A 22,004-nucleotide genomic window follows, 5' to 3' on the forward strand; every position below is an offset into this window, starting at 1 on the left:
ATAAGAGTGGAGGGGGATTTCCCCCTCCATTCTTATTACTTAAATATGTTTTATGAATTTGGAACAAAACCTAAGAAACGTTCTACAGTCTGCCCGATAACAATATCAGGATTTACATTTTTTACGTAATCTTTATTGATATCTGGCTGCGTGACGAGATGAAACTCACGGAAGAAAGTAGAGAGCCAATAACCAAGTGATGCTTGGGATTCATAATCGTTCATAAATGAATTACCAAAGCCAACAACTTTTTCTGCAAACGGCGCTTTATCATTTTTGAAAACAACACGCCCCCCGGTAAATCTACCAGGCTGAGGCCATATTTGTTCCAATACTTCCCGGCCTGCATGGAAAATGGGGTGAGGCGCACGGGAACATTTTTCGTAAAGATCCTGCCCGAAGAAGCGCTTACCAATATCTCCGGTTGTTATGTAATCAATATTAAATTGGGCAGGGACATTATAAGAAGGGGAAATTTTTGTACAAATATCCTTAAATAGAGCATGACCTCCCATAGGCTGAAAATGCGTATCTATTTTACGGAAGGCATTCGAAAAACCTATTTTTTCAATGGCCTGTAAGCCCGAAACATAATGATCTGTTAAATTGTTCTGGTTGATTTTATACTCTAACATTTGCAACAAGGGTGAAGGGGAGGACCCCATTCCATCATATTGCTCACGCATGACGGACAGTTTGTCTGGGATAACAACCTCAATAAAACGAGCGCCAATGCCAGAACAAAAATCTCGGCGTTCTTTAAAAAGATTTATCCATTTTTCGGCACTTTCTTCCACTTCTTTTGAAGCATATTCATGATCATATATGCTCAAAACATTATTGGAGCCGCGGGTTAGGAATAGATGCCCATTTGTGCCAACTTCACATTGTAGATCAGGAGATACTGTTCCAACTTTTATATAAAATGGGGAAATGTTTTTCTGAATATCATCATGCTGAGGCAAAGGAATTTTATTATTGTTTAAAGATGAAATGGAAGCAAGTTCTGCATAATATATATTGTCATCAATAGATTTTTTCTCATTAAAGATATACATTTCAAGTTCATGAGCATCCATCTGTTGAAAATCTTTCAATAGATGGGAGAAGACCTTAAATTTTATAGATTTTATAACGTCACTTCTAATTTCTATCTCAGTTTTTTCTGAATCTTTTTTGTAAAATACTTTTATATTCCCAGAAAGTACATCATAATAAGAAAAAGGTTCTGTTGTTTCTATAGTAAAGGCACAGGCACCCAGACCGGCTGATTCCAGATCATTTCTGGCAAGGTTGTTTTCACCAAAGCCGATAATATGGCCATTTTTTTCAATCTCTATTTCTATCCGGTTTCCATCATCATAGATCCATCCTGAAACCATGTTAGGTTCTGCAAACCAATCAATTGTACTTTGTGCCATTTAAAGATTCCAATATGTATCAACGATGAAGAGTATTTTTATTTTGTGTTTAAAAGAAAATAAAGATAAAAAATCAGCGGTTTTCTTAAAAGCAGAGAGTTGTTGTTTTCTCTTGATATTGAGCTTTGAGGCGTTTGATGAAATAGGCAAAGACATAATTTATAACGTCTTGGGGTTTGATTAGGCTTAGAATAAAAACAGTTCTTATCTGATTCGAAAAAGGAAAATGGGAGTCGTCAAATGGAGAAAAATATTAATAAAGTTATTTTAGAAAAAATTCAGAATGACAAAGAAAGCGGAGATAAAATGGTATATTTCCCTTTCGATGAAGAAATTTTTATTGATAAAGATTCAGAACTTCTTCAGGAAAACGATACCATTTGGATTGGCAGCAATGTTAAAATTCACGGCCCCAAACGGAAAGCTGTTCATCCGCCGCATTTGGGCACTCCCTCTATGTTTCCGCCAACTGTTACAGCTAGGCATTTAAGGAATTTTCACCGGGCGTGTGCAGAAGGTGAGGCAACAGTTGTATGTATGGGGGATAGCATCTTATCTGTTGGCGCAGATTTAGTTTCTCCATTTGAGAGCCCGTGGAATACTCTAAGCTCTGTTTTGTCAGCACAGAACCCAGATGCCCGTTTGAAATTCTATAATAGGGCTATAGCTGGCACATCATGGGTGGATATGAATAATGAGCAATATCCAGTGCCTATGTGGTGGGACATTGCAGAAAATAAATCATGGCGCGATAGCATTGTAGAGTTGGCTCCAGATCTATTGTTTTTGTATTCAGGGGGAAACGATCAATACAATTTCAATCAAAAGGCATTCCAAGAACTTCTAAAATTTTTCAAAGAAAATTTAAGTCAGTGTGATATCATTTTGTGTGTCACGTTTCTGCCTTCCACCGCTGCATTGGTAAATGATTATGTAGATAATCATGTTCAGGAAGGCATTATGTTCGTTTCTGAATATGTAAGAAATTATGCTATAGCGCACAATTATGGATATTTGGATTTTGGGCGTTGGCATGCAATGTGCAGGGATGGTGTTGACCCCTGTGCAATTACGTTAACCAAGGTTACCCCTGATAAAAAAACTATTTTGCAGGAGTGGGGCAAAGAAATTAGCCCGATAAAATATTTTATATTCCCTGAAGTACACAATGATAACGGAGTATGCGCCAACGCTTGTACAGATTGGGTATTGTGTTTTACTATAAAAGAAAATCCGCACTCTATTGTTTTCCCACTTTCTTCCGTGGGTGCCGATTTTAGAAGTGGTAGTTCTAATTATGGGGCTTTATTGTTCAATGAAGATAAGATCGTTTTTCAATATGCAGATGGCGTCTCTAATCCGGTTTATTCAATAACTTCCGATATCCATGTTCCAGAATTTCCCCTTACCATCTCAATAGGGGTTAAAAAGAATAACTTGAAGATATCCGTATTAACTAAGAAGAAAAATGGATGGGCTCCATCTATAGATTCAGATTATAGTAATGAGCTGGGTTTTGAGACCATTTTTGAAGGGAATATTGTACGGTTTGGCGGGTCTTATACCCCATACATACATTTCCCTCATCATAGGCCTGCAATGATGATTCATAATCTATGCATCGCTGATACAACGCATATTAATAATAATCAGCGGCGCTTTATGCCTATTGTGACAGACGCTGAACTTTATGAACCATCTTATGCAGCAGGCGGCTCTGGCGCTTATCATATGAATGCGTACGGGGTTATGAAAATATTGGCCCCAGTAATAGAAAACCAACAGTGGTACAAACCCTGAGCATAGAATTGCGTATTATTGGAAAGTAAAAATATATGGAGGATTAAAATCCTCCATATATATAAATAATACAGGCTGACAGTTATATTTTAGTTAGTGGTTTTTGTAATATGCAAAGGCATGAACGGGACTTCATCACTATCCAAAATGAAAGCGCGCGTACCGTCAGACGGAGCCAGTTCCCGGAACCCTGCACGTAAATAAACTTCCCGGCATGGTGTGTTGTCTGGTGTTTCCTTAAGCGGGGCCGTAATATCTACTTCGTTTTTGTGTTCAGAACGCAGGAGGTGCACTGCTTCAGCAACAACAAATTCCTCAATTTCCATGCCCAGCACACGGCAGCTCATAACGTATTGAACAATCTCTGTGCCCTTAACATAGAGAACCCCAACCAGCCCGTAGTCGGTGAATCTATCTTTTACGCGGAAGCACAGGAGCTTCCCGCCAGATTTCAGGAAATCGGCAATTTCTTCAAAAGACCAACGCTTGCCAGTTGTATTGAACTGATTGGTCTTGTTGGTCAGCTCCAGAGCACGGCCAAATTCAGGCTGGTCTGTGTTGGTAATGATCGTAAAGCTAACCTCGCAGTTAAGAGAGGCCAGGAAGTCATCTCTGTCCATAGACGAGCGTGTTTCTTCACGGTCTATCTGGCTACGGATCATTTCTTCCCGACGGCTGGATTCCTCAGTCAGGCGTGCCACCTGTGTTTCAGCAGCCCACAAAAGAATGCGGCGGGTAAGATAAGGGTTACCCCCAATAGCTCTGATTTCAGGGAAGGCAGATGTAACCGCAGCGCGCTCAACAGGGTTATCATCTACAAACACAACACTTTTGGGCTTAATGTTGAATTCTTTGCAGATTTCAGAAATGTTTTGCGCTTTCGGTGTCCAGTTGATTTTCACCGATGCAAAATCATCTAGTGAAACAAAGCTTGGATCAACAACGTCTGCCCATCTTTCTTTTACATAGTCATGATCATTCTTGGAGCAGATAGCGACCAAAATACCGCGTGCGCGTAGATGGTGGATTGTTTCCCATATTCCCAAGGGCCAGCCATCTGTACGGGGCCATGGGCGTGCTTCTGGGCGGTAGTGCTCAGCAATCTGCCCACGCCACAATGTATTATCCAGATCGAATATAACGGCCTTAACCTGATCAATCTGCTTTACGCTGCGGTAAGTGCTCACGGCTTGGCGGAAAACCGCATCTACAAAGGCATCTCTTTTGATGGGGTAAGACTGTTCCAGCGGAGGAATGGGCTCATTCCTGGCAATGGACCCAAAATCATCCCAATCTTGATATGCCACAGCACCATGAGAGTAGAAGTAGATCATATCATCCAGCACAAATCGCTTTCCGATAGAGCTGGCAACGGCATCTATATCTACAAGATACGCATTATTATATTCGGCAACTTTTGCACTCAGATGCTCATTGAGCCGCCGTACAAGAGCAGCAATATCATTCATGCTACCGCGCCCATGTATACTGGAAGCGCTGTTCATCTGTGGTACGATGAAGTTGGATACAAAGGCCAACAGCCCATGCTGTTTGTTATAGACCATTGCTGCATCCAGCATGACATCAATAACAGCAAAAGCATCTTGCAGGAGTGTATTTGCAAATCCTGCTTCGTTAAAGCGGAAACCCCATATAATACGATCCGTTATAACCGAGCGTAGGGGGATCTGGATGTACTGGAAGTCATATTCCCCAACAGGAGCGGGGGGAGCTGGAGGCAGCACGCTGACAAAATTATAGGGCACATAGTCAAAAGTAATGTCAGAATGGCGCTTTTGAAATTGTTCCAGATAAAGTGCAGTCAGGCATGAGCCAATGAGCAGCACCTTTTTGATTTTTGTTGGTGTTACTTCAAGATCGGCAGGGAAAAGGTATTCTGGGTCAGGAATGCCAGAGGGTTGTGCTTGCGCTGGTATTGCTGCAGGTGCAGCAGATACGGCCGGAGCTTGTTCTGGAGCGGGTTCCGGTGCGTTATTGGCCGGGTTTTGCTGCAATATAAAATGTGTATTTGAATCCTCAGGCGTTTCTAACAGCATTGTTAGAAGGCCTTCCTGGTTTTTAACAACCTTTGCAGCACGCCACATCAGCTCTCCATTTTCCTTTAGAAGTAGGAGTTTGTGGTCTTCTATTCTCCAGAAAGCCTCATTCGGATGAGAATAACCCGCAATCTTTCCATCCGGCGCAAGCTTGAGAGTTGTCGTGAGAGGAGACTGTCCTTCCCCACCAAAAGTCCACGTCATTTCGGTAAGGGATGGAGACAGAACGGTGGATTGTCCGCGAAAAGTTTTGGTTTCTATCATGACAGTCTCAAGGTACCTTAACAGTGGAATTTATGGCGATACTTTACGCCGCAGACGCAGGTAAAAGAGAGAGAATTTTATCTGATATTGCTTTGTAGGCTGGGCGGTCAAAATGAGCTCCGCCAAACATGCCATCTTTCGCTAAATCATCTTCAGAACGAACGATATCGTTTACATCAATGTAATCAAATTTATATTTCTCGGCCAGCGGACGCACAATGGAATTGATTTCTGCAAAAAATTCCAAAAGCTTATGATCACGCCCTACGGCCTGATTTAGCCCAATGATGATAACCTTTTTCTGTGCTGCCATCATGCGATTGAAAATATAACGCAGGTCTTTCAAGAATAGATTTTTGTTAAAACCACCAAGGAAAACAAATTCATTCCTAAAGAAGTCCCACTGCTCTTGTGATACGTGTTCTACGCCATATTTATTCACAAGATCATCGTAGGGAACAGCCGTATAATCAAACTTATCTTTGGGGCCGCCAGGCAGATGGTAGGGCAGGCCGAAATGGCCCATAGGCACAATCATGCCTGTGGTTTTGGACTGATAAAGGCCGTGGAAAGATTCCTGAGAAAAAGACAGAACATACACATCTGATGTTTCTTCAAGAATATCAGTTTTAAAGCGTCCATCAGGTATGCCGGGAAGATGCGCAATAATTTCCCTGTTCCGATCGTCTTTCAGATCACGCGTGAGGGCAACAAAGCGAGGGGAGGCGATAATTTCCCAACCTTCGTAAGCGTAGTTCAGCTCTTCAAGCGTATCGACTTTTGTGCGCAAGAAATTGGAGGTCATCATCATGTCGCATGCGCCGCGGATACAAACTTTTAGGCGCTTTGCTGAGTGTGATGATGTTTCTGTCGCAGTATCTACATCGTCAACAACATTGATCCAGTCAACAACCGGGTCTTCAAGTTTAGAACCTACTTTACCTTGAATGGGAACGCGGCGTTTCCCCAACTTCTGCCATACAAACTGTTCAACCCCCATGTTCATGGTGCGGCAGGAGAACAGGAAGTGCAGAAATTCATCTTTCCAAGAAAGGTAAAATCCGCAGATGCCATAATTCCCGTAGGCATCGGCAACTTTTACATAGCCAACATCCGTATCAAAATCGGCTTCTACTTCTTCCTTAAAGCGCAGCCGTGCCTCTTCAATATCTTCCGGCCACCGGTTTTTGGTGAAATTGAGCTGGTTGGTCCGGTTCACAAGGTCATGAATACGCGGGAACTCTGCTTCAATATCGGAATGAAAGCTAACGCGAATATCGCTTTTACGTAAAAAAGCCTCGTTATCGCCGCCAGTTGCAGCCATATCCTTGTGCTTGGATTCCAGGACCTGATAGCGCTTGAGGCGGCTATGCTCTGGGTCTGGTTTGCCTCTAAAGCGTGGATTATCCAGCAAAGTTTCTAGGACATCGGGTTCAGCCACATTGAGTTCTGGGACAAAATGCTTGGCTTCGTTCAGATTTGTAACGTTATCATCAACGAACATCACTGTTTCTGGGCGAAGCTGGATTTTTTCGATAATGTCCTTAACCAGCGGTCCTTTCGGGCCCCAGGAAATGCGCGGGAAAACAAAATCATCCCATATGCCAAGCTGCTCTAGGCGCGCCTTAACGTCTTCAAACGTATTGCGTGAGCAAATGGCATTTACAATGCCGCGGCCATTCAGTGTTTTTACAATATCAATATTGCGCTGAATGGGGGAGATTTCACCTTCGGATAGGGTGCCTTCCCAGAAAGTATCATCCAGATCCCAAATAACCAGCCGAATACCTTCTTCCTTTGCTGCCGGAGCAGAAGGTTTTGCAGTTTTGGCGTCGGGCTGCTTGGGGGCTGGTGGTGGCGCTACTTTTTTAGGTTGTGCTGGAATGGTAGGGGCAGGAAGTTCGCTGGCCAGAAGAAGATGGCTGGGGATATTTGCTTTTGATGCCTGCAGCGCGAAAAAAACGCCCCATTGCGGGTCATTATGAGGAAAGCTTACGAGGGTAATGGAATCTTGATTGTTAAATATACCTTCGAATTTCCAGATCATTTTCCCGTGGATATCGAAAATTTCTAATAAATTTCCGGTCAGTTTCCATGAGTGTTCGTTGGAATGTGTGTAGTCTTTGATCAGACCATCAGCCCCAAATCGAAGAGAAGTCGTGAGAGGAGGGTGATTAAGAGGTCCCCAAGTCCATACAGTGGATTCAAGTAATGCTTTGGTTACGCTAAAATGAACTGCCACGGTTACCTCTCATCTGAGCCAATGTTTTTCATAATATCGATATTATAGTTAGTATACTGTAATTCAGGAGAGACTGAAAGTTTCAAAAAAAAACTGCCCTCCTTTCAGAGAGCAGTTTTCTTCAAACTGGCGATACGGCAAGTTTATTGCCGTATCGATAGGTTGGAAGGACTTAGAAGTCCATACCACCCATACCACCCATGTCAGGGCCGCCAGCCGGAGCGGCTTTCTTTTCCGGGCGTTCAGCAACCATGGCTTCCGTGGTGATCAGCAGGCCAGCAACAGATGCTGCATCCTGCAGAGCGGTGCGGACAACCTTGGCCGGGTCGATAATACCGGCTTCAACCAGGTTCTTGTATTCGCCAGCCTGAGCGTCGAACCCGAAGTTGTAGTCGCTGTTTTCCAGCACCTTGTTTGCAATCACAGCACCGTCTTCACCAGCGTTGTGAGCGATCTGGCGCAGAGGAGCCTGCAGAGCGCGGCGGATGATGTCACCACCAACGCGCTGGTCATCGTTGTGGTAGTGCAGGCCTTCCAGCTTCAGCGTAGCGCGGGCCAGAGCCGTGCCACCACCCGGAACAATGCCTTCTTCCACAGCAGCGCGGGTTGCGTGCAGGGCATCGTCAACGCGGTCTTTGCGTTCTTTCACTTCCACTTCGGTGGAACCACCAACGCGGATCACGGCAACACCGCCAGCCAGTTTGGCCAGACGTTCCTGCAGCTTTTCGCGGTCGTAGTCGGAAGAGGTTTCTTCGATCTGTGCACGGATCTGCTTAACGCGACCCTTGATGTCATCGGCTTTGCCAGCACCATCAACAATGGTGGTGTTTTCTTTGTCGATGTGTACTTTCTTGGCGGTGCCAAGCATGTTCAGGGTAACGGTTTCCAGCTTGATGCCCAGATCTTCGCTGATGACCTGACCACCCGTAAGGATAGCAATGTCTTCCAGCATAGCTTTGCGGCGATCACCAAAGCCCGGAGCCTTAACAGCAGCAATTTTCAGGCCACCGCGCAGCTTGTTGACAACCAGAGTTGCCAGAGCTTCACCGTCAACGTCTTCTGCAATGATCAGCAGCGGACGGCCGGACTGCACAACAGATTCCAGCAGCGGCAGCATGGGCTGCAGAGAAGACAGCTTCTTTTCATGGATCAGGATGTAGGGGTTTTCCAGATCCGCTGTCATCTTTTCCGGGTTCGTCACGAAGTACGGAGAGATGTAGCCGCGGTCAAACTGCATGCCTTCAACAACATCCAGTTCTGTCTGGAAGTGCTTGGCTTCTTCAACCGTGATCACGCCTTCGGAGCCAACTTTCTGCATGGCTTCGGAGATCATCTGACCGATTTCAGATTCACCGTTTGCAGAAATCGTACCAACCTGAGCGGTTTCCGCCGGGGTGGTTACTTTCTTGGCGTTCTTCTTCAGCTCTTCGATAACAACGGCAACAGCCTTGTCGATCCCGCGCTTCAGATCCATCGGGTTCATGCCAGCGGCAACTGCCTTATGGCCTTCACGCACGATAGCCTGAGCCAGAACCGTAGCTGTTGTGGTGCCGTCACCAGCAATGTCGTTGGTTTTGGATGCTACTTCACGCAGCATCTGAGCGCCCATGTTTTCGAACTTGTCAGCCAGTTCGATTTCCTTGGCAACGGAAACACCGTCCTTGGTGATACGGGGAGCACCGAAGCTCTTGTCCAGCACCACGTTACGGCCTTTGGGGCCCAGCGTTACTTTTACAGCGTCAGCCAGAATATCCACACCGCGCAGCATACGCTGGCGTGCGTCTGCACCAAACTTTACGTCTTTGGCAGCCATTGAATTTCTCCTGTGAAGATCGTTCTGAAATTAAAATGCGGATCAGCGCAAAATCAGGCGGTTACCACGCCCATGATGTCGCTTTCCTTCATGATCAGCAGCTCTTCGCCGTCGATCTTCACTTCCGTGCCGGACCATTTGCCGAACAGGACGCGGTCACCAGCCTTAACATCAAGCGCTACAATCTGGCCCTGTTCATTCCGGGCACCCGGACCAACTGCAACCACTTCGCCTTCCATAGGCTTTTCCTGAGCTGTGTCAGGAATAATGATTCCGCCAGCGGTCTTCTGTTCGCCTTCAAGGCGACGGACAACTACCCGGTCGTGTAAGGGACGAAACTTCGTCATTATGGATCGCTCCACATTCATTTTTGGGATGGTGCCCTTAACAGAAAGCAGCCCCATCCGCTTTGTCGCGCGTAACATAACGCCGCGTTACGTTAGCACTCCCACCCCGGGAGTGCCAGAAAAGGAGATAGGTCTGCCCAAAGGCAGAGTCAAGGAATGTGGATAAAGTTTCTTTTTGCTGTAACCTGAGAGCACATAGGAGGTGCTTACATGGGTCATATCACAACACTTCAGGCTGCAGATGGACATGAGTTTTCTGCATGGGAAACCGAAGGCAGCCATCATCCTTACACACTTGTGGTGCTGCAGGAAATTTTTGGTGTGAACCACCATATCCGGCAGGTTTGTGAAAACTTTGCCAAGGCAGGATTTCACGTCATTGCGCCAGCTTTGTTTGACCGTGTGAAACGTGGAGTAGAGCTGGATTATTCAGCAGAAGGTGTGAAAGAAGGCCTAGCACTGCGGGCACAGATTCCGCTTGCCAAAACATTACTGGATATTCAGGCGGCGGCCTCGGTATTCAAACCCCGTAAGGTGGGCATTATCGGCTATTGCTGGGGCGGCACATTGGCGTGGGAAGCTGCGTGCAAAACCGATGATTTTGCGGCTGCTGTTGGCTGGTATGGCGGCAGTATTGCCGCCAGCCGAAACGAGACTCCGCGCTGCCCGGTGCAGCTTCATTTTGGTGAACAGGATGCAAGTATCCCGCATACTGATATTGCGGCTATTCGGCAGGCGCATCCGGAAGTTGAACTTTACGTGTACGACGATGCAGGGCACGGATTTGGTTGCCCGGAAAGAAGCTCTTTTAATGCCAAAGCTTATCAGGAAGCGCAGGAACGCAGCGTTGATTTCCTGAAAAGCAATATGAATCCGTAAGGCTATTTCCCTGTCCCGACCGTGGCCCGTTATCGAATTATGATTGACAATTGCGGCTGGTCATGGGGGGATGGGGCATATCCTGAACCGCACACGGTGTGCAGCAGGACAAAACGTTGAGAAGAACAAGGACTATCCCGCTCATGCCGACCGGTACAGTAAAATGGTTTAACGCCACCAAGGGTTATGGCTTTATTGCCCCAGATGATGGCGGTAAAGATGTGTTCGTGCATATTACCGCAGTACAGGCAGCGGGTTTGCGTGGCCTGAATGACGGACAGAAGGTTTCTTTCGATCTGGTTGAAGAACGCGGCAAGCAGGCTGCAACCAATCTGAAAGTAGATTGATTTTTTCAGGCAGGGCCGATCAGTTTTGATCGGCCCTTTCTGTATCTGCCAAAAAGGCAGCAAGTTCTCGCGCTGTATCTGCCAACCCAAGGCGGCGGACTTCCACACCTTCGGGAAAAGCACTGAGCAAGCGGGTAGGGGTGCGCCTGTCTAGCAGGACAAATACCCCGCGATCAGACTGGCGGCGAATAAGCCGACCAAAGGCTTGGCGTAACCGCAGGCGTGCAATTCGTTCATCAAAAGATTTCGGATCACCTCCAGAAAGGTGAATGCGGCGTTCACGGTGCAGAATATCTGGCCGGGGCCACGGCACACGTTCAAAGGCGACTAGCCGTAACGCATTGCCGGGTACATCCACGCCATCTCGCATGGCATCTGTGCCTAACAGACAGGCGTGTTCTTCCGTTCGAAAAATATCGACCAGCGTATTGTTGTCCATCGCATCTACATGTTGGGCGTAAAGCGGCAGACCGTTTTCTTCCAGTGTTGGGGCAATACGATCGTACACGCCACGTAAGCGGGAAATGGCCGTAAACAGCCCTAAGCCACCACCGCCGGATGCCAAGAAAAGCGTGCGAAATGCGGCGGCGAGATCAACAATGCTGCTGTTGTCTATGTCCGTTACAATATAGGCGCGTGTCTGGCGGGCATAATCAAACGGGCTGGCCAGGCTGGCGCGCAGAGGTGGAGAAGGGAAGTGATTGGCCCCGGTGCGTGCCTCCGCTGCCTCCCACGCCTGTTCTGCGTTATCGCTATCTGGTTCGTTTGTTTGCTGGTCACGCAAGGTGGCTGATGTAATCAACATACCTTGTGCGGGTATAGCCATGATGCCAGCAAACGGAATGGTGGGGTCTAGCCAATGGCGGTAAAGGCCCACATCCTGTTCTCCCATGCGCTGTTTTTCGCGCCGCTCAACCCGGATAAAGTGCACGTGGGAAGGTGTGGTATCGGGCTCAGGTGGTGTGTCTAGTGCGCTCAGCATAGCAATCCACGCATCCAGCCGCGAGATAGCCCTGCGGCGTAAGGCGCGTGTCATGGCCTCTATGCGCCCGCGTGTTGTGGAATCCAGCGTTTCGGCATCTTCTTCCAAGCGCGCGTGCAGGCGCTCCACCAAGGTGCGTAGCGGCTCAACAAGGCGTGTTAAGGCGCGGGTCAGAAGATGCCCGGCTTCTGCCAGCTCTGGTACCAAAGGGTGCAGATCACATTCAAGGGCAGCATAAACGTGCTGTTTTCCACCTTCCTGTGTTCTGGCAAGAGCCTGTTGCCGCAGGAGCCGCAGAAAAACTTCTGTAGGATTTTCCAACACCGGCTGAGGAGCTTCTGGTTCAAGCGGAAACAGCCCGATATCTTCCGGGGGTTCTGGCGGCGGTGGTTCATCCGCCTGTTCCTGCCCTAATCGTGAAGACCAGCCGGGGGCGGGAAGGGCCGTTGCGGCCATAAGCGCCGCTTCCAAAGGTGTTTCCAGTTTGGGATGGCCGACAACCAGATCATCCAGACGCCGCTTTAAACCACGAGCGCGGGAGCGCCGTCCTTCCGCCCCCAGCAGCCAACGCCGTAGCTCAGCCGCTTCCAGCCCGGAAAGTTCGGCAGAAAAGGCGCTATCTGCCGCATCGGCCAGATGGTGGCCTTCGTCAAATACATAACGGGAGGGAGCCGAGGGATCATCCGTTTCATCGGCATCGTCGCTCATACCTGCCTGCGCGTAGGCAGCCTGCGCCATGACAAGAGCATGGTTGGCAATAACCAGATCAGCTTCACGCGCGCGGCGGATGGAATGTTCAACAAAGCAATGCTGATAATGGGCACATGCGCCGTGAATGCACTCGCCGCGTCTGTCTGCCACGCCTATCAGATTCCCTTGGCCGAACAGATCACCAAACCAGCCGGGCAGGTCACCGCCAAACAGGTCTCCATCCGCAGTGGCCAAGCCCCAGCGGGCCAGCATGATAAGGGCGATGGTAATACCGGCCGGGCGTGATGCCGCAGTGTTAACGGCTTCTTCCATGTTCAGCAGGCACAGATAGTTTTCCCGCCCTTTGCGGAGCACAACGCGTTGCCGATGTGTGGCCTGATCTGGGTAAAGCCTGCGGGTTTCCTGCTCAATTTGCCGTTGCAGGTGGCGCGTATAGGTACTGACCCACACCGCCCCCTTATTCCGTTCCGCCCAAAGGCTGGCGGGAGCAATATAGCCTAAGGTTTTGCCGGTTCCTGTGCCAGCTTCTGCCAGCACAATGGCAGGATCTCCGCGCACATTGCGTGGTTCAAACGCCCCGGTAGCGACTGATGCGAAGTCGGCTTGCCCGGCGCGGATTTCGGCATCCTCGCCCAGCATTTTGGTCAGTTGCTCGCGTGCTTCTACGGGTGAAATGGGGTGAGATGCTGGGGGAGGAGGAAGCGGTGTTTCCTCCCATTTTGGCAAAAAACGCCAGATACGCAGAGCATCCCCTGGCTGAAGCATTGTCTCGGGTAATCTGCCTTGCGGGGTGAGTTTGTCATGCAGCCCCAAGGTTTCGGCAACTGTACCGCTCCAGATCCATCCAGCTTGACCCAATCTTACAGTGAGAGCAGCAAGATGCTCCGCTGTTGTGCCGTTGTTCTGACGTGCCAGATTGGTAAGGAGAAGGGAAAGAAGGCGAGGCAGAAGGTCAGCTTCTGCGGCGCCTATGTCCTCATCCTGCATGCCTAAGGCCAGCGCCAAACCGCGTGGGGTAGGGGCCACAGGTGTGGCGGGGTGCACAAAGGCAAATAGCTCTAATAAATCCAGCCATGGTGCTGGTTGCCCCGGAGGCGGTAAATCTAACCGCCGCGCCAATGCTGGCGCATGAATAACCAGCGGACAAGGCATGTTTTGCAGGTTTTGCCTAACATCCTGCGCAGACAAATGGAGAACCTCTCCATCTTCCGTAAGAAGGGAATAGGCTCCCTTATATGCAACCAGTGCTGGGGCATCGTAAGCGGAGGGGAAGGATGTCTGCATGATAAATACTAGATGATCCATTCCGGCGCGGAATGCCAGAGCTAGAAATCAAAAAGCAACATATGAAGAACAAAAAAGCCCGCCTCACTTTAATGAGGCGGGCTTTTTAGATGGTAATCTGGGGCAGAAAAGTTAGTTGCCGTCTTTAAGGCTATCTGCCACCACTTCCAGAAGTTTGCTGTGCAGGTTGCCATTGCCAGCAACAATCATGACATCGTCAGGCAGATCATCCAGATCAACGCCTGCGGGGTCTGTCGCCTGCCCACCGGCTTCACGCACGATAAGGGCACCGGCGGCACAATCCCACGGTTTGATGCCGAATTCCCAATACCCTTCGTAACGTCCGGCAGCTACCCATGCCAGATCAAGCGCTGCAGCACCAAAGCGGCGCACACCGGCTACGCGCGGCATAAGGGCACCCAGCACACGCGCAAACGGCAGGCGCATACGTGCAGGCACCTTGGCGAATGGAATGCCCGTGGCGAACAGGGATTCCTGCATGTCACGCCGTGCGGATACACGGATACGGCGTTCGTTCAGATAGGCACCCGTGCCTTTTTCTGCCCAGAACATTTCACCCGCTGCCGGGTTGTAAACCAGCCCTGCGGCCAACTCAATACGCCCATCAGGCAGGCGGCGCTGCAAGCCAATGGAAATAGCCCAATGCGGAATACCGTGCAGGAAGTTGGTGGTGCCATCCAGCGGGTCTACCACCCAACGCCATGTCCAGTTATCGCTGCCGGATTTGCCGGATTCTTCCATAAAGAAGGCATAGCCGGGGCGGGCGCGTTCCAGCTCTTCCCGCAGGGTCTGTTCTGCACGCAGATCAGCTTGGGAAACAAAGTCTCCCGGCCCTTTGATGCTGACTTGAAGCTGCTCGACTTCGTTAAAATCGCGCAGGAGACGCTTGGCCGCCTTCTGGGCTGCTGTTTGCATCACCATCATGACGGGGGAGAGACGCATGGCCACTGTAGTTTTGTCCTGCTCTGGAGAGAAAAACGGAAGGGATCAGTCTTTGGCGCGTTCGACGTAGGAACCGTCTTCCGTCCGAACCACAATACGTTCACCCGATTCAATAAAGGGCGGCACCATGGTTTTTACACCATTGGAAAGTTTTGCGGGCTTGTAGGAGGAAGATGCCGTCTGGCCTTTTACAACCGGATCAGCTTCCACAACTTCCAGCGTAACCTGCGGCGGCAGATCAATACCTACCGGGTCACCTTCAACCAGGTGCAGGTTGATGGTCATGTTATCCTGAATGAACGGAGCCTGATCACCCAGCAGATCCACAGGAACGGTCAGCTGGTCATAGGTTTCGGGGTCCATCAGAACCAGCAGTTCGCCATCGGTGTAGGAATACAGGTATTCCTTGTCTTCCGTCATCAGGCGTTCAACGCTATCAGCGGTCCGCCAGCGTTCGTTGGTTTTGTTGCCGGTTTTCAGGTCGCGCATTTCAACCTGAATAAATGCTCCGCCCTTGCCGGGGGTGATGATCTGCTGTTTCAGCACCGTCCAGCGGCGGCCATCATGCTCAATCACCTGACCGGCGCGGATCAGGTTTGCCTGCTGTTTCATAATTCGTCCCTGAAAGGAATGTCCATTAAGGATGGGGCTTGTACAAGCCTGACGCCCGAAGAGCAAGTTTGCTGCACTTGATATATCGTGTTTTCTCCCGCTGGACAGGGTGGCCATATCCTGTTTATAAGGCGGCAGGTCCTCAGATGGATGACATGAGGATGGGTGTCCGAGTGGTTTAAGGAACTGGTCTTGAAAACCAGCGTGCGGGGAACCGTACCGTGGGTTCGAATCCCACCCCATCCGCCAACTATAACTTCTCCAAAATTTTTAATATCTTTGTAAAACGCTCAGTTTTGCTCCCGTATCAGGGCTTCCATGTAAGTGGAAATGGGCAAACACACTTTCTCGGCTAGACCTTTAGAGTCTTCCGCTTTTGCGGAGCCGAGCAGGAAGAGAGCATATTTTTTGTGAGAAACAGCTCAGCTTGAGCAAAGAAGAACGCAGAAAACCCGTACTTTTTAGATCATAGGAGCCATACAGGTTCTGCGTTTATGTGTTTTTAGTGGGTTTCTGCGGCTTTTTTCTCGGTCGCCAGGCATCCATGCCGCAGACAGTGGCGGTGCAAAAATTCAGTCTTGTTGCCCCATGAATTTTCACGCTGCCAAGGTGACCATTTGTGGCCAAGAAGGCGGCATATCAGGCGGGATCTGAACCATCTCATCTTATGTGCTTTCTTTACCTTACGTGTTTGCCAATGGAATTTGGAAAGCGAACAGAGGCAAAGGCATTTAAGGTACAAATGTATAATTTTCTAGGGCAGCGCCAGCATATGCCGTTCAGGCTGGTGGGAACTGCCCCGTCTTTGCTTCGGCAAGGGCACGCTGCATCAGTTTCTTCTCATTCTTTTTGAGGAAGATGGCGCTCCCGATAATAAAGATAACTCCTATAACGCCCACACATGTTCCGACTGTGCCAGACAATTTGGTAATCTGATTACCCAGTATGTATGTGCCGATAGCGTAGCCACCAGCCCAGCAAGTGCCACCAAGGGCGTTAAACAGCATAAAGCGCGGCCAACGCAACTGGCATGCGCCTGCAAGCAATGCCACAAACACGCGCGCAACAGAGATAAAGCGGCCAAAGAAAACAATGGCATCGCCATGATGGTGAAACAGATATTCCCCTACCAGAAGGCGATCAGCTGTCAGGCCAATTTTGGCACCGTGTTTTTGCAAAAGGGGTAGCCCAACATGGCGCCCGATCAGATAACCCAGATTATCCCCAATAATGGCGCCCAGAACCGCAGCCGCAGTAATGCCCTCAATACCCAGATGGTGGGTTTTAAGGCTGTAAAGTGCAGCCGTGATAATGCAGGTTTCCGCCGGTAAGGGCAGGCCCATGCTTTCCATCATGACAATGATGGTGACAATTCCATATCCATAATGCTGCAGCAGATAGTCGAGATGCTCAAGCAGGGGGAATAATCCTTAGAGTGTGCGATGAAGGTAAAAAAGTTGGCAAACCATGATGGAATCCAAAAAAGCAGGCTAGTGGCTTTCGTGCATGGCAAGATTGCACCTTAAGCCATTATGGCTTTTCTGGGTGGGATGAAGATTTTCGGGCGAACCTAACTCTCTGTAATTTCATGTCTTTTTGGGTTGTTTGATACAAATTCATTACAAGCGTAGGGGGCTGGTGTATAGACTGCTCCTTAATTGGAGAAGATGCGCCCAGAAAGTATGGCGCTTGTGAGCTAAGGAACGAAACCCATGCATCAGACAGCCCATGCCGAACATGCAGCGGCAGCACACGCGCAGATGCCCATTTCAGATGTAGATGTCTGCATTATTGGTGCTGGGCCTGTTGGGGGAACCTTGGCCTGCCATTTGGCGCAGGCGGGTATCAAAGTGGCCGTGGTGGACAAGGCGGATCTGCCCCCCATGGAAGACCCGGATTTTGATGGCCGAGCCTATGCTATTGCTGCTGGCCCAAAAGCATATCTGGAAGAAGCCGGTGTGTGGGAAGCTCTGCCACTGCCATCCTGCCCGATTGAGGATATTCTTGTAACGGATGGTCGGCCGGGTGAGCCTGCATCGCCGTTGTTTCTGGAGTTCACGCGTGAAGATGCCAATCAGCCATTTGGGTGGATGATTGAGGCACGTTCTTTGCGCGTGGCTTTGAACGCCAGCCTGCATACTACGCCAGAAATTACACTGCTGGCCCCGGCTGAAGCCACCATTGTGCGGCGCAAGGAGGGGGCAACAGTAACCCTGCATGATGGGCGCAGCTTTAAGGCAAAACTAATTGTTGCAGCTGATGGGCGTAAAAGCCGTTTGCGCTCTCAAGCTGGTATTCCGCTTACCCGTTTGTCCTATGGTCAAACGGCCATTGTTTGCGCCATTGCGCACGAATTTCCGCATGATAACAGCGCGCTCGAACATTTCCTGCCTGCAGGGCCGTTTGCGCAACTGCCTTTGCCGGGCAATGAGGAACATCCTTACATGTCCGCCATTGTGTGGAGTGATCACGATGGCTTGGCAGAGCGTTTTGCAGCATTGCCGGATGATGTGTTTGCCATGCAGCTTCAGCGCCGGATGGGCAATAACCGTTTAGGGCAGGTGAAGCCTGTTGGGCGGCGGTGGACGTATCCTCTGTCTGCCCAGTACGCTCAGCGTTATACGGATACGCGTATGGTGCTGGTGGGGGATGCGGCACATGGTATCCACCCCATAGCCGGGCAGGGGCTTAACCTGGGTTTTCGCGATATTATTGCGCTGAGCAAGATTTTGATTGCGGCACATAAGCGCGGTAAGGATTTGGGAGCGCCTGAGCTTTTGGCGCGTTATCAGGCAGAATGCCGCCCGGCCAATATGCTTATGCTTGCAGCAACCGATGTGCTGGACAGGCTGTTCAGTAACAATAACCCAGTTTTAAGGTTTGCGCGCGATGTTGGTATTGCGGGTGTGAACCGTTTGCCTGGCCTGCGTAAAGCCTTTGTAAAGCACGCTATGGGATTGTAAAAATGGACGCAGCAACGCATGACGGCGCTCAGGCTGCCGTCAAAGCCAGCCATTTTGATGAAGACAGTTCAATCTGCGCGCCTCAGCTTAATGTTTTGTGGCAGCAGATGACGCAGCAGGCCTGTGTTTGCCATGATCCGTTGGTGAAAGGGTTGTTGGCGACAGGTGTGCGCAGCCATTCAGATTTTTCTTCTGCGCTGGCAGCGTTGATCGGGCGCAAGTTGGGAGATCGGTCTGTAGCGTCCGATGCTTTGGCGGAGCTTGTTAAAGAAGGCTTTGATGCAGAGCCGGATATTGTATGCGCTGCCGCTGCCGATTTGCTGGCGATTCGAGAAAGAGACCCCGCATGCCCGGATTTTGTAACGCCGTTTCTGTTCTTTAAGGGCTATCAGGCAGTTCAGACCTATCGGGTGGCACATTGGCTATGGGCGGAGGGGCGGCGCCATCTGGCGTTACACCTGCAAAGCCGTGCATCAGAACTGTTTGCTGTAGATATTCACCCATCAGCGCGGCTTGGTCGGCGTATTTTGTTTGACCACGGTACGGGCATTGTTGTGGGGGAAACCTGCATTATTGAGGATGATGTCTCCATTTTGCAGAACGTCACACTGGGTGGCACAGGCAAACATTCTGGAGACAGGCACCCTAAGGTGCGGCGTGGCGTGCTTATTGGTGCTGGCGCCAAGGTTTTGGGAAATATTGAAATTGGAGAGGGCGCTAAAATTGGCGCTGGTTCCATTGTGCTGGAGCCTGTACCGCCCTTTACAACGGTTGTAGGTAACCCGGCCCGTAAGGTGGGTGTACGCCATACCGGGCGTATGCCTGCCCTGAATATGGATCAGACTCTTCCGCCGATCGATTATATTATCTGAATGAAAATAAAAGATGATTACTGAAGGAAATGTATTTTCCTTCAGTAATGTCTTTTTAAAGTAACGTAGCGCGCGAAAACTTGATTACAGAGCACTTTCGCCAGATTCTTTTGTGCGAATACGCACTGCGCGTGAAATATCACTTACAAAAATCTTGCCATCACCAATTTTGCCAGTATGCGCTGCTGTGGCAATGGCTTCTACAACCATGTCTTCCATGTCATCTTTGATAACAATTTCAACCTTGATTTTGGGCAGAAAACTGATGCGATATTCTGCACCACGGTAAATCTCGGTCTGGCCGCGTTGCCGGCCAAAGCCTTTCACTTCAGAAACTGTTAACCCCTGAATACCTAAAGGGGCCAGAGCTTCGCGCACGTCATCAAGTTTGAAAGGCTTGATAATCGCAGTAACCAGTTTCATGCGCTCTTTACTCCATTAAATGTCCGTCTATTCCGTTTCGATAGTGACATATTAAATTGGCTTGCGCTAGGCGAATATTTGGTGAGCGTAAATGTGAATGCTAAGACTGGCATATACATGCGCGCTTTTGGTTTTTTGGGCCTCAAGCGGGCCAAAATAAAGAGCAGAAATCAAGTATTCACCTTTTCACATTGCGTATGTTGGCTGCACAGGGCATTGATGCCGCAGTTGAGTTCACCTGATGTTTGTGCATCAAGCAGGTTGTGACCTTATGGCAGGATGGGAGAGTTGCTCGTGCGTATAGCCATGATTGGTGGCGGATATGTTGGACTGGTTTCCGGTGCATGTTTTGCTGAATTTGGGCTGCATGTGGCCGTGGTGGAAACAAATCCAGACCGCCTTTCTGCTTTGCGCGAAGGTCGTATCCCCATTTATGAACCTGGTCTGGATGCGTTGGTGGAAACCAATGCACGTGCCGGACGGCTGACTTTTGGAGATGATATTGCGCAGGCGGTAGCCGGGGCAGAGGCTGTTTTTATTGCTGTGGGCACACCGCCTCGTAACGGAGATGGTGCGGCGGATCTGCAATATGTGCACGCAGCAGCTCGGCAGATTGCGCAGGCTCTTACCGGGTATGCCGTTATTGTCACCAAATCGACTGTGCCAGTCGGCAGCAGCCGCAGAATAGCAGAGATTATTCGCGCCACGCGCCCGGATCTGGATTTTGATGTGGCGTCTAACCCAGAGTTCCTGCGTGAGGGCAGCGCGATTGATGACTGTATGCGTCCGGACCGGGTGATTATCGGGTTGGATCAAAAGCAGCCAGAACGCGCACGCCGAGCAGAAGCCGTTATGCAGCGGGTTTACGAACCGCTAAAGAAGATTGATGCCCCATTGGTCTTTACCGGTCTGGAAACGGCAGAACTGACCAAATATGCATCTAACTCCTTTTTGGCCATGAAGATTTCCTTCATCAATGAAATGGCCGATCTGTGTGAAAAATTAGGGGCCAATGTGCAGGAGTTGGCCTGCGGAATGGGAATGGATGAGCGGATAGGCAGCCGCTTTTTGAATCCCGGTCCTGGTTATGGTGGTTCCTGCTTCCCCAAAGATACGCTCGCACTTTCTCGCATTGCGCAGGAAGCTCAAAGTGGGTGCCGTCTGGTAGAAACCACCGTACAAGTGAACGAAGCCCGTAAAGCGGCTATGGCTGGGCGGATTATTGCGGCGTGTGGTGGTTCGGTAAACAATAAGACCGTGGCAGTGCTGGGCCTGACCTTCAAGCCAGAAACAGATGACATGCGGGAATCTGCCTCCATCCCCATTTTGCATCGTTTGGCCGAAGCCGGGGCGCGCTTGCAGGCCTATGACCCAGTTGGCATGGATGCCGCCAAACCATTGTTGCCGCCAGAAACGATATATTGTGAAAACGCGTTAGATGCCGCGCAGGGTGCTGATGTTTTGGTGGTTTTGACGGAGTGGGAGCAATTCCGTTCCATTTCACCAGAAGCCTTGGCGCAGCGTATGCAAAACAAGATTATTGTGGATTTGCGCAATATTTTTGATCCCGCAGTTATGCGCGCTTCCGGTTTTTCGTATCTGTCGGTTGGGCGTCCATAACACCACAAAGCAGCGTACTGCTTAAAAAGCTGTGGCCTAGCGGAAGGGCCACGGCTTTTTTTGTTGGGCGGTTTTATAATTAAGCTTGCAATTTCCAAAAGAACAAATACAGAACAAAGAAAAGATGAGGAGGATCTCATGTCTTTGTCTGAACGTATTGTTTTTCAGCCGTTTGTCTGGCGTGGCACCAAGTTAGAGGGTGGGGCTGCCATTTTGTGCCGTAACCCGGAAGATGCGCATCGCCGGATAGAAAAAGTGCGAGCGGGTATTCTTTCTGTGGCCGGAGCACTGGTGGTGCGTATGCAGGTGGATGAAGAAGCTGGGGATTATGGAGAACCAGAATTTCTGGAACGCATTGGCAGCGTTCCAGAAATGGATGAGTAAGTTTGGCGTTAAATGAAAGC

General features: G+C 49.6%; 17 protein-coding genes and 1 tRNA gene. 8 read left to right on the top strand and 10 right to left on the bottom strand.

Going from position 1 to position 22,004, the window contains the following annotated elements:
* Nucleotides 1-50: 50 nt before the first annotated feature.
* Nucleotides 51-1,421: a hypothetical protein gene (locus tag FCN51_RS23250; protein ID WP_160256993.1), complete on the bottom strand. Its 1,371-nt coding sequence runs from the start codon at nt 1,419-1,421 to the stop codon at nt 51-53.
* A 240-nt stretch (nt 1,422-1,661) separates the two neighbouring features.
* On the opposite strand from FCN51_RS23250, the gene FCN51_RS23255 reads away from it, so the two are divergent.
* Nucleotides 1,662-3,221, top strand: a complete 1,560-nt coding sequence (locus FCN51_RS23255; protein ID WP_160256994.1) for an SGNH/GDSL hydrolase family protein — start codon at nt 1,662-1,664, stop codon at nt 3,219-3,221.
* An 89-nt stretch (nt 3,222-3,310) separates the two neighbouring features.
* Here the strand turns inward: FCN51_RS23255 and FCN51_RS23260 are convergent, their stop codons facing one another.
* The 4 genes from FCN51_RS23260 to groES all read right to left on the bottom strand — a co-directional run bounded on the left by FCN51_RS23260 (nt 3,311) and on the right by groES (nt 9,944).
* The gene (locus FCN51_RS23260; protein ID WP_160256995.1) at nt 3,311-5,542 is read right to left on the bottom strand and encodes an HAD-IIIC family phosphatase; all 2,232 of its coding nucleotides are present in this window, start codon (nt 5,540-5,542) and stop codon (nt 3,311-3,313) included.
* Nucleotides 5,543-5,585: 43 nt separating this feature from the next.
* Nucleotides 5,586-7,589 carry an HAD-IIIC family phosphatase gene (locus FCN51_RS23265; protein WP_160256996.1) on the bottom strand — a complete coding sequence of 668 codons (2,004 nt, stop codon included), beginning with the start codon at nt 7,587-7,589 and terminating at the stop codon, nt 5,586-5,588.
* Nucleotides 7,590-7,956: 367 nt separating this feature from the next.
* Nucleotides 7,957-9,597, bottom strand: coding sequence for a chaperonin GroEL (groL, locus tag FCN51_RS23270; protein WP_003625762.1), 1,641 nt, complete (start codon nt 9,595-9,597; stop codon nt 7,957-7,959).
* Nucleotides 9,598-9,650: 53 nt separating this feature from the next.
* Nucleotides 9,651-9,944: a co-chaperone GroES gene (gene groES, locus FCN51_RS23275; protein WP_026019247.1), complete on the bottom strand. Its 294-nt coding sequence runs from the start codon at nt 9,942-9,944 to the stop codon at nt 9,651-9,653.
* Nucleotides 9,945-10,154: 210 nt separating this feature from the next.
* Between groES and FCN51_RS23280 the strand changes: the two genes are divergently transcribed.
* Both FCN51_RS23280 and FCN51_RS23285 read left to right on the top strand, forming a co-directional pair.
* Entirely contained in the window at nt 10,155-10,823 is a 669-nt protein-coding gene (locus FCN51_RS23280) for a dienelactone hydrolase family protein (protein WP_160256997.1), read from the top strand.
* 143 nt (nt 10,824-10,966) lie between these two features.
* Entirely contained in the window at nt 10,967-11,170 is a 204-nt protein-coding gene (locus tag FCN51_RS23285; RefSeq protein ID WP_003625755.1) for a cold-shock protein, read from the top strand.
* Between the two features lie 19 nt (nt 11,171-11,189).
* Here the strand turns inward: FCN51_RS23285 and FCN51_RS23290 are convergent, their stop codons facing one another.
* From FCN51_RS23290 to efp, 3 genes are all read right to left on the bottom strand, one after another.
* On the bottom strand, nt 11,190-14,168 hold the full coding sequence (locus tag FCN51_RS23290) for an ATP-dependent DNA helicase (RefSeq protein ID WP_201762574.1): 2,979 nt from the start codon (nt 14,166-14,168) through the stop codon (nt 11,190-11,192).
* 111 nt (nt 14,169-14,279) lie between these two features.
* Nucleotides 14,280-15,110 carry an inositol monophosphatase family protein gene (locus FCN51_RS23295; protein ID WP_080587156.1) on the bottom strand — a complete coding sequence of 277 codons (831 nt, stop codon included), beginning with the start codon at nt 15,108-15,110 and terminating at the stop codon, nt 14,280-14,282.
* A gap of 45 nt (nt 15,111-15,155) precedes the next feature.
* Nucleotides 15,156-15,722, bottom strand: coding sequence for an elongation factor P (efp, locus tag FCN51_RS23300; protein WP_003625750.1), 567 nt, complete (start codon nt 15,720-15,722; stop codon nt 15,156-15,158).
* 159 nt (nt 15,723-15,881) lie between these two features.
* Between efp and FCN51_RS23305 the strand changes: the two genes are divergently transcribed.
* Nucleotides 15,882-15,971, top strand: a tRNA-Ser gene (locus tag FCN51_RS23305).
* Between the two features lie 530 nt (nt 15,972-16,501).
* Here FCN51_RS23305 and FCN51_RS23310 read toward each other — a convergent pair.
* Nucleotides 16,502-17,077: a DedA family protein gene (locus FCN51_RS23310; RefSeq protein WP_003625736.1), complete on the bottom strand. Its 576-nt coding sequence runs from the start codon at nt 17,075-17,077 to the stop codon at nt 16,502-16,504.
* 357 nt (nt 17,078-17,434) lie between these two features.
* On the opposite strand from FCN51_RS23310, the gene FCN51_RS23315 reads away from it, so the two are divergent.
* Nucleotides 17,435-18,685, top strand: coding sequence for a UbiH/UbiF/VisC/COQ6 family ubiquinone biosynthesis hydroxylase (locus tag FCN51_RS23315; protein ID WP_160256998.1), 1,251 nt, complete (start codon nt 17,435-17,437; stop codon nt 18,683-18,685).
* 2 nt (nt 18,686-18,687) lie between these two features.
* Nucleotides 18,688-19,557 carry a serine O-acetyltransferase gene (cysE, locus tag FCN51_RS23320; protein WP_003625733.1) on the top strand — a complete coding sequence of 290 codons (870 nt, stop codon included), beginning with the start codon at nt 18,688-18,690 and terminating at the stop codon, nt 19,555-19,557.
* Nucleotides 19,558-19,641: 84 nt separating this feature from the next.
* Here cysE and FCN51_RS23325 read toward each other — a convergent pair whose 3' ends face one another.
* Nucleotides 19,642-19,980, bottom strand: a complete 339-nt coding sequence (locus tag FCN51_RS23325; RefSeq protein WP_003625731.1) for a P-II family nitrogen regulator — start codon at nt 19,978-19,980, stop codon at nt 19,642-19,644.
* Between the two features lie 279 nt (nt 19,981-20,259).
* Between FCN51_RS23325 and FCN51_RS23330 the strand changes: the two genes are divergently transcribed.
* Together FCN51_RS23330 and FCN51_RS23335 are read left to right on the top strand one after the other, a co-directional pair.
* Nucleotides 20,260-21,600 (top strand): UDP-glucose dehydrogenase family protein, encoded by a 1,341-nt coding sequence (locus FCN51_RS23330; RefSeq protein WP_160256999.1) that lies wholly within the window; start codon nt 20,260-20,262, stop codon nt 21,598-21,600.
* 138 nt (nt 21,601-21,738) lie between these two features.
* The gene (locus FCN51_RS23335; RefSeq protein ID WP_014457032.1) at nt 21,739-21,984 is read left to right on the top strand and encodes a hypothetical protein; all 246 of its coding nucleotides are present in this window, start codon (nt 21,739-21,741) and stop codon (nt 21,982-21,984) included.
* Nucleotides 21,985-22,004: the final 20 nt, after the last annotated feature.

Source organism: Acetobacter pasteurianus, from assembly GCF_009914215.2.
Lineage (GTDB): Bacteria > Pseudomonadota > Alphaproteobacteria > Acetobacterales > Acetobacteraceae > Acetobacter > Acetobacter pasteurianus.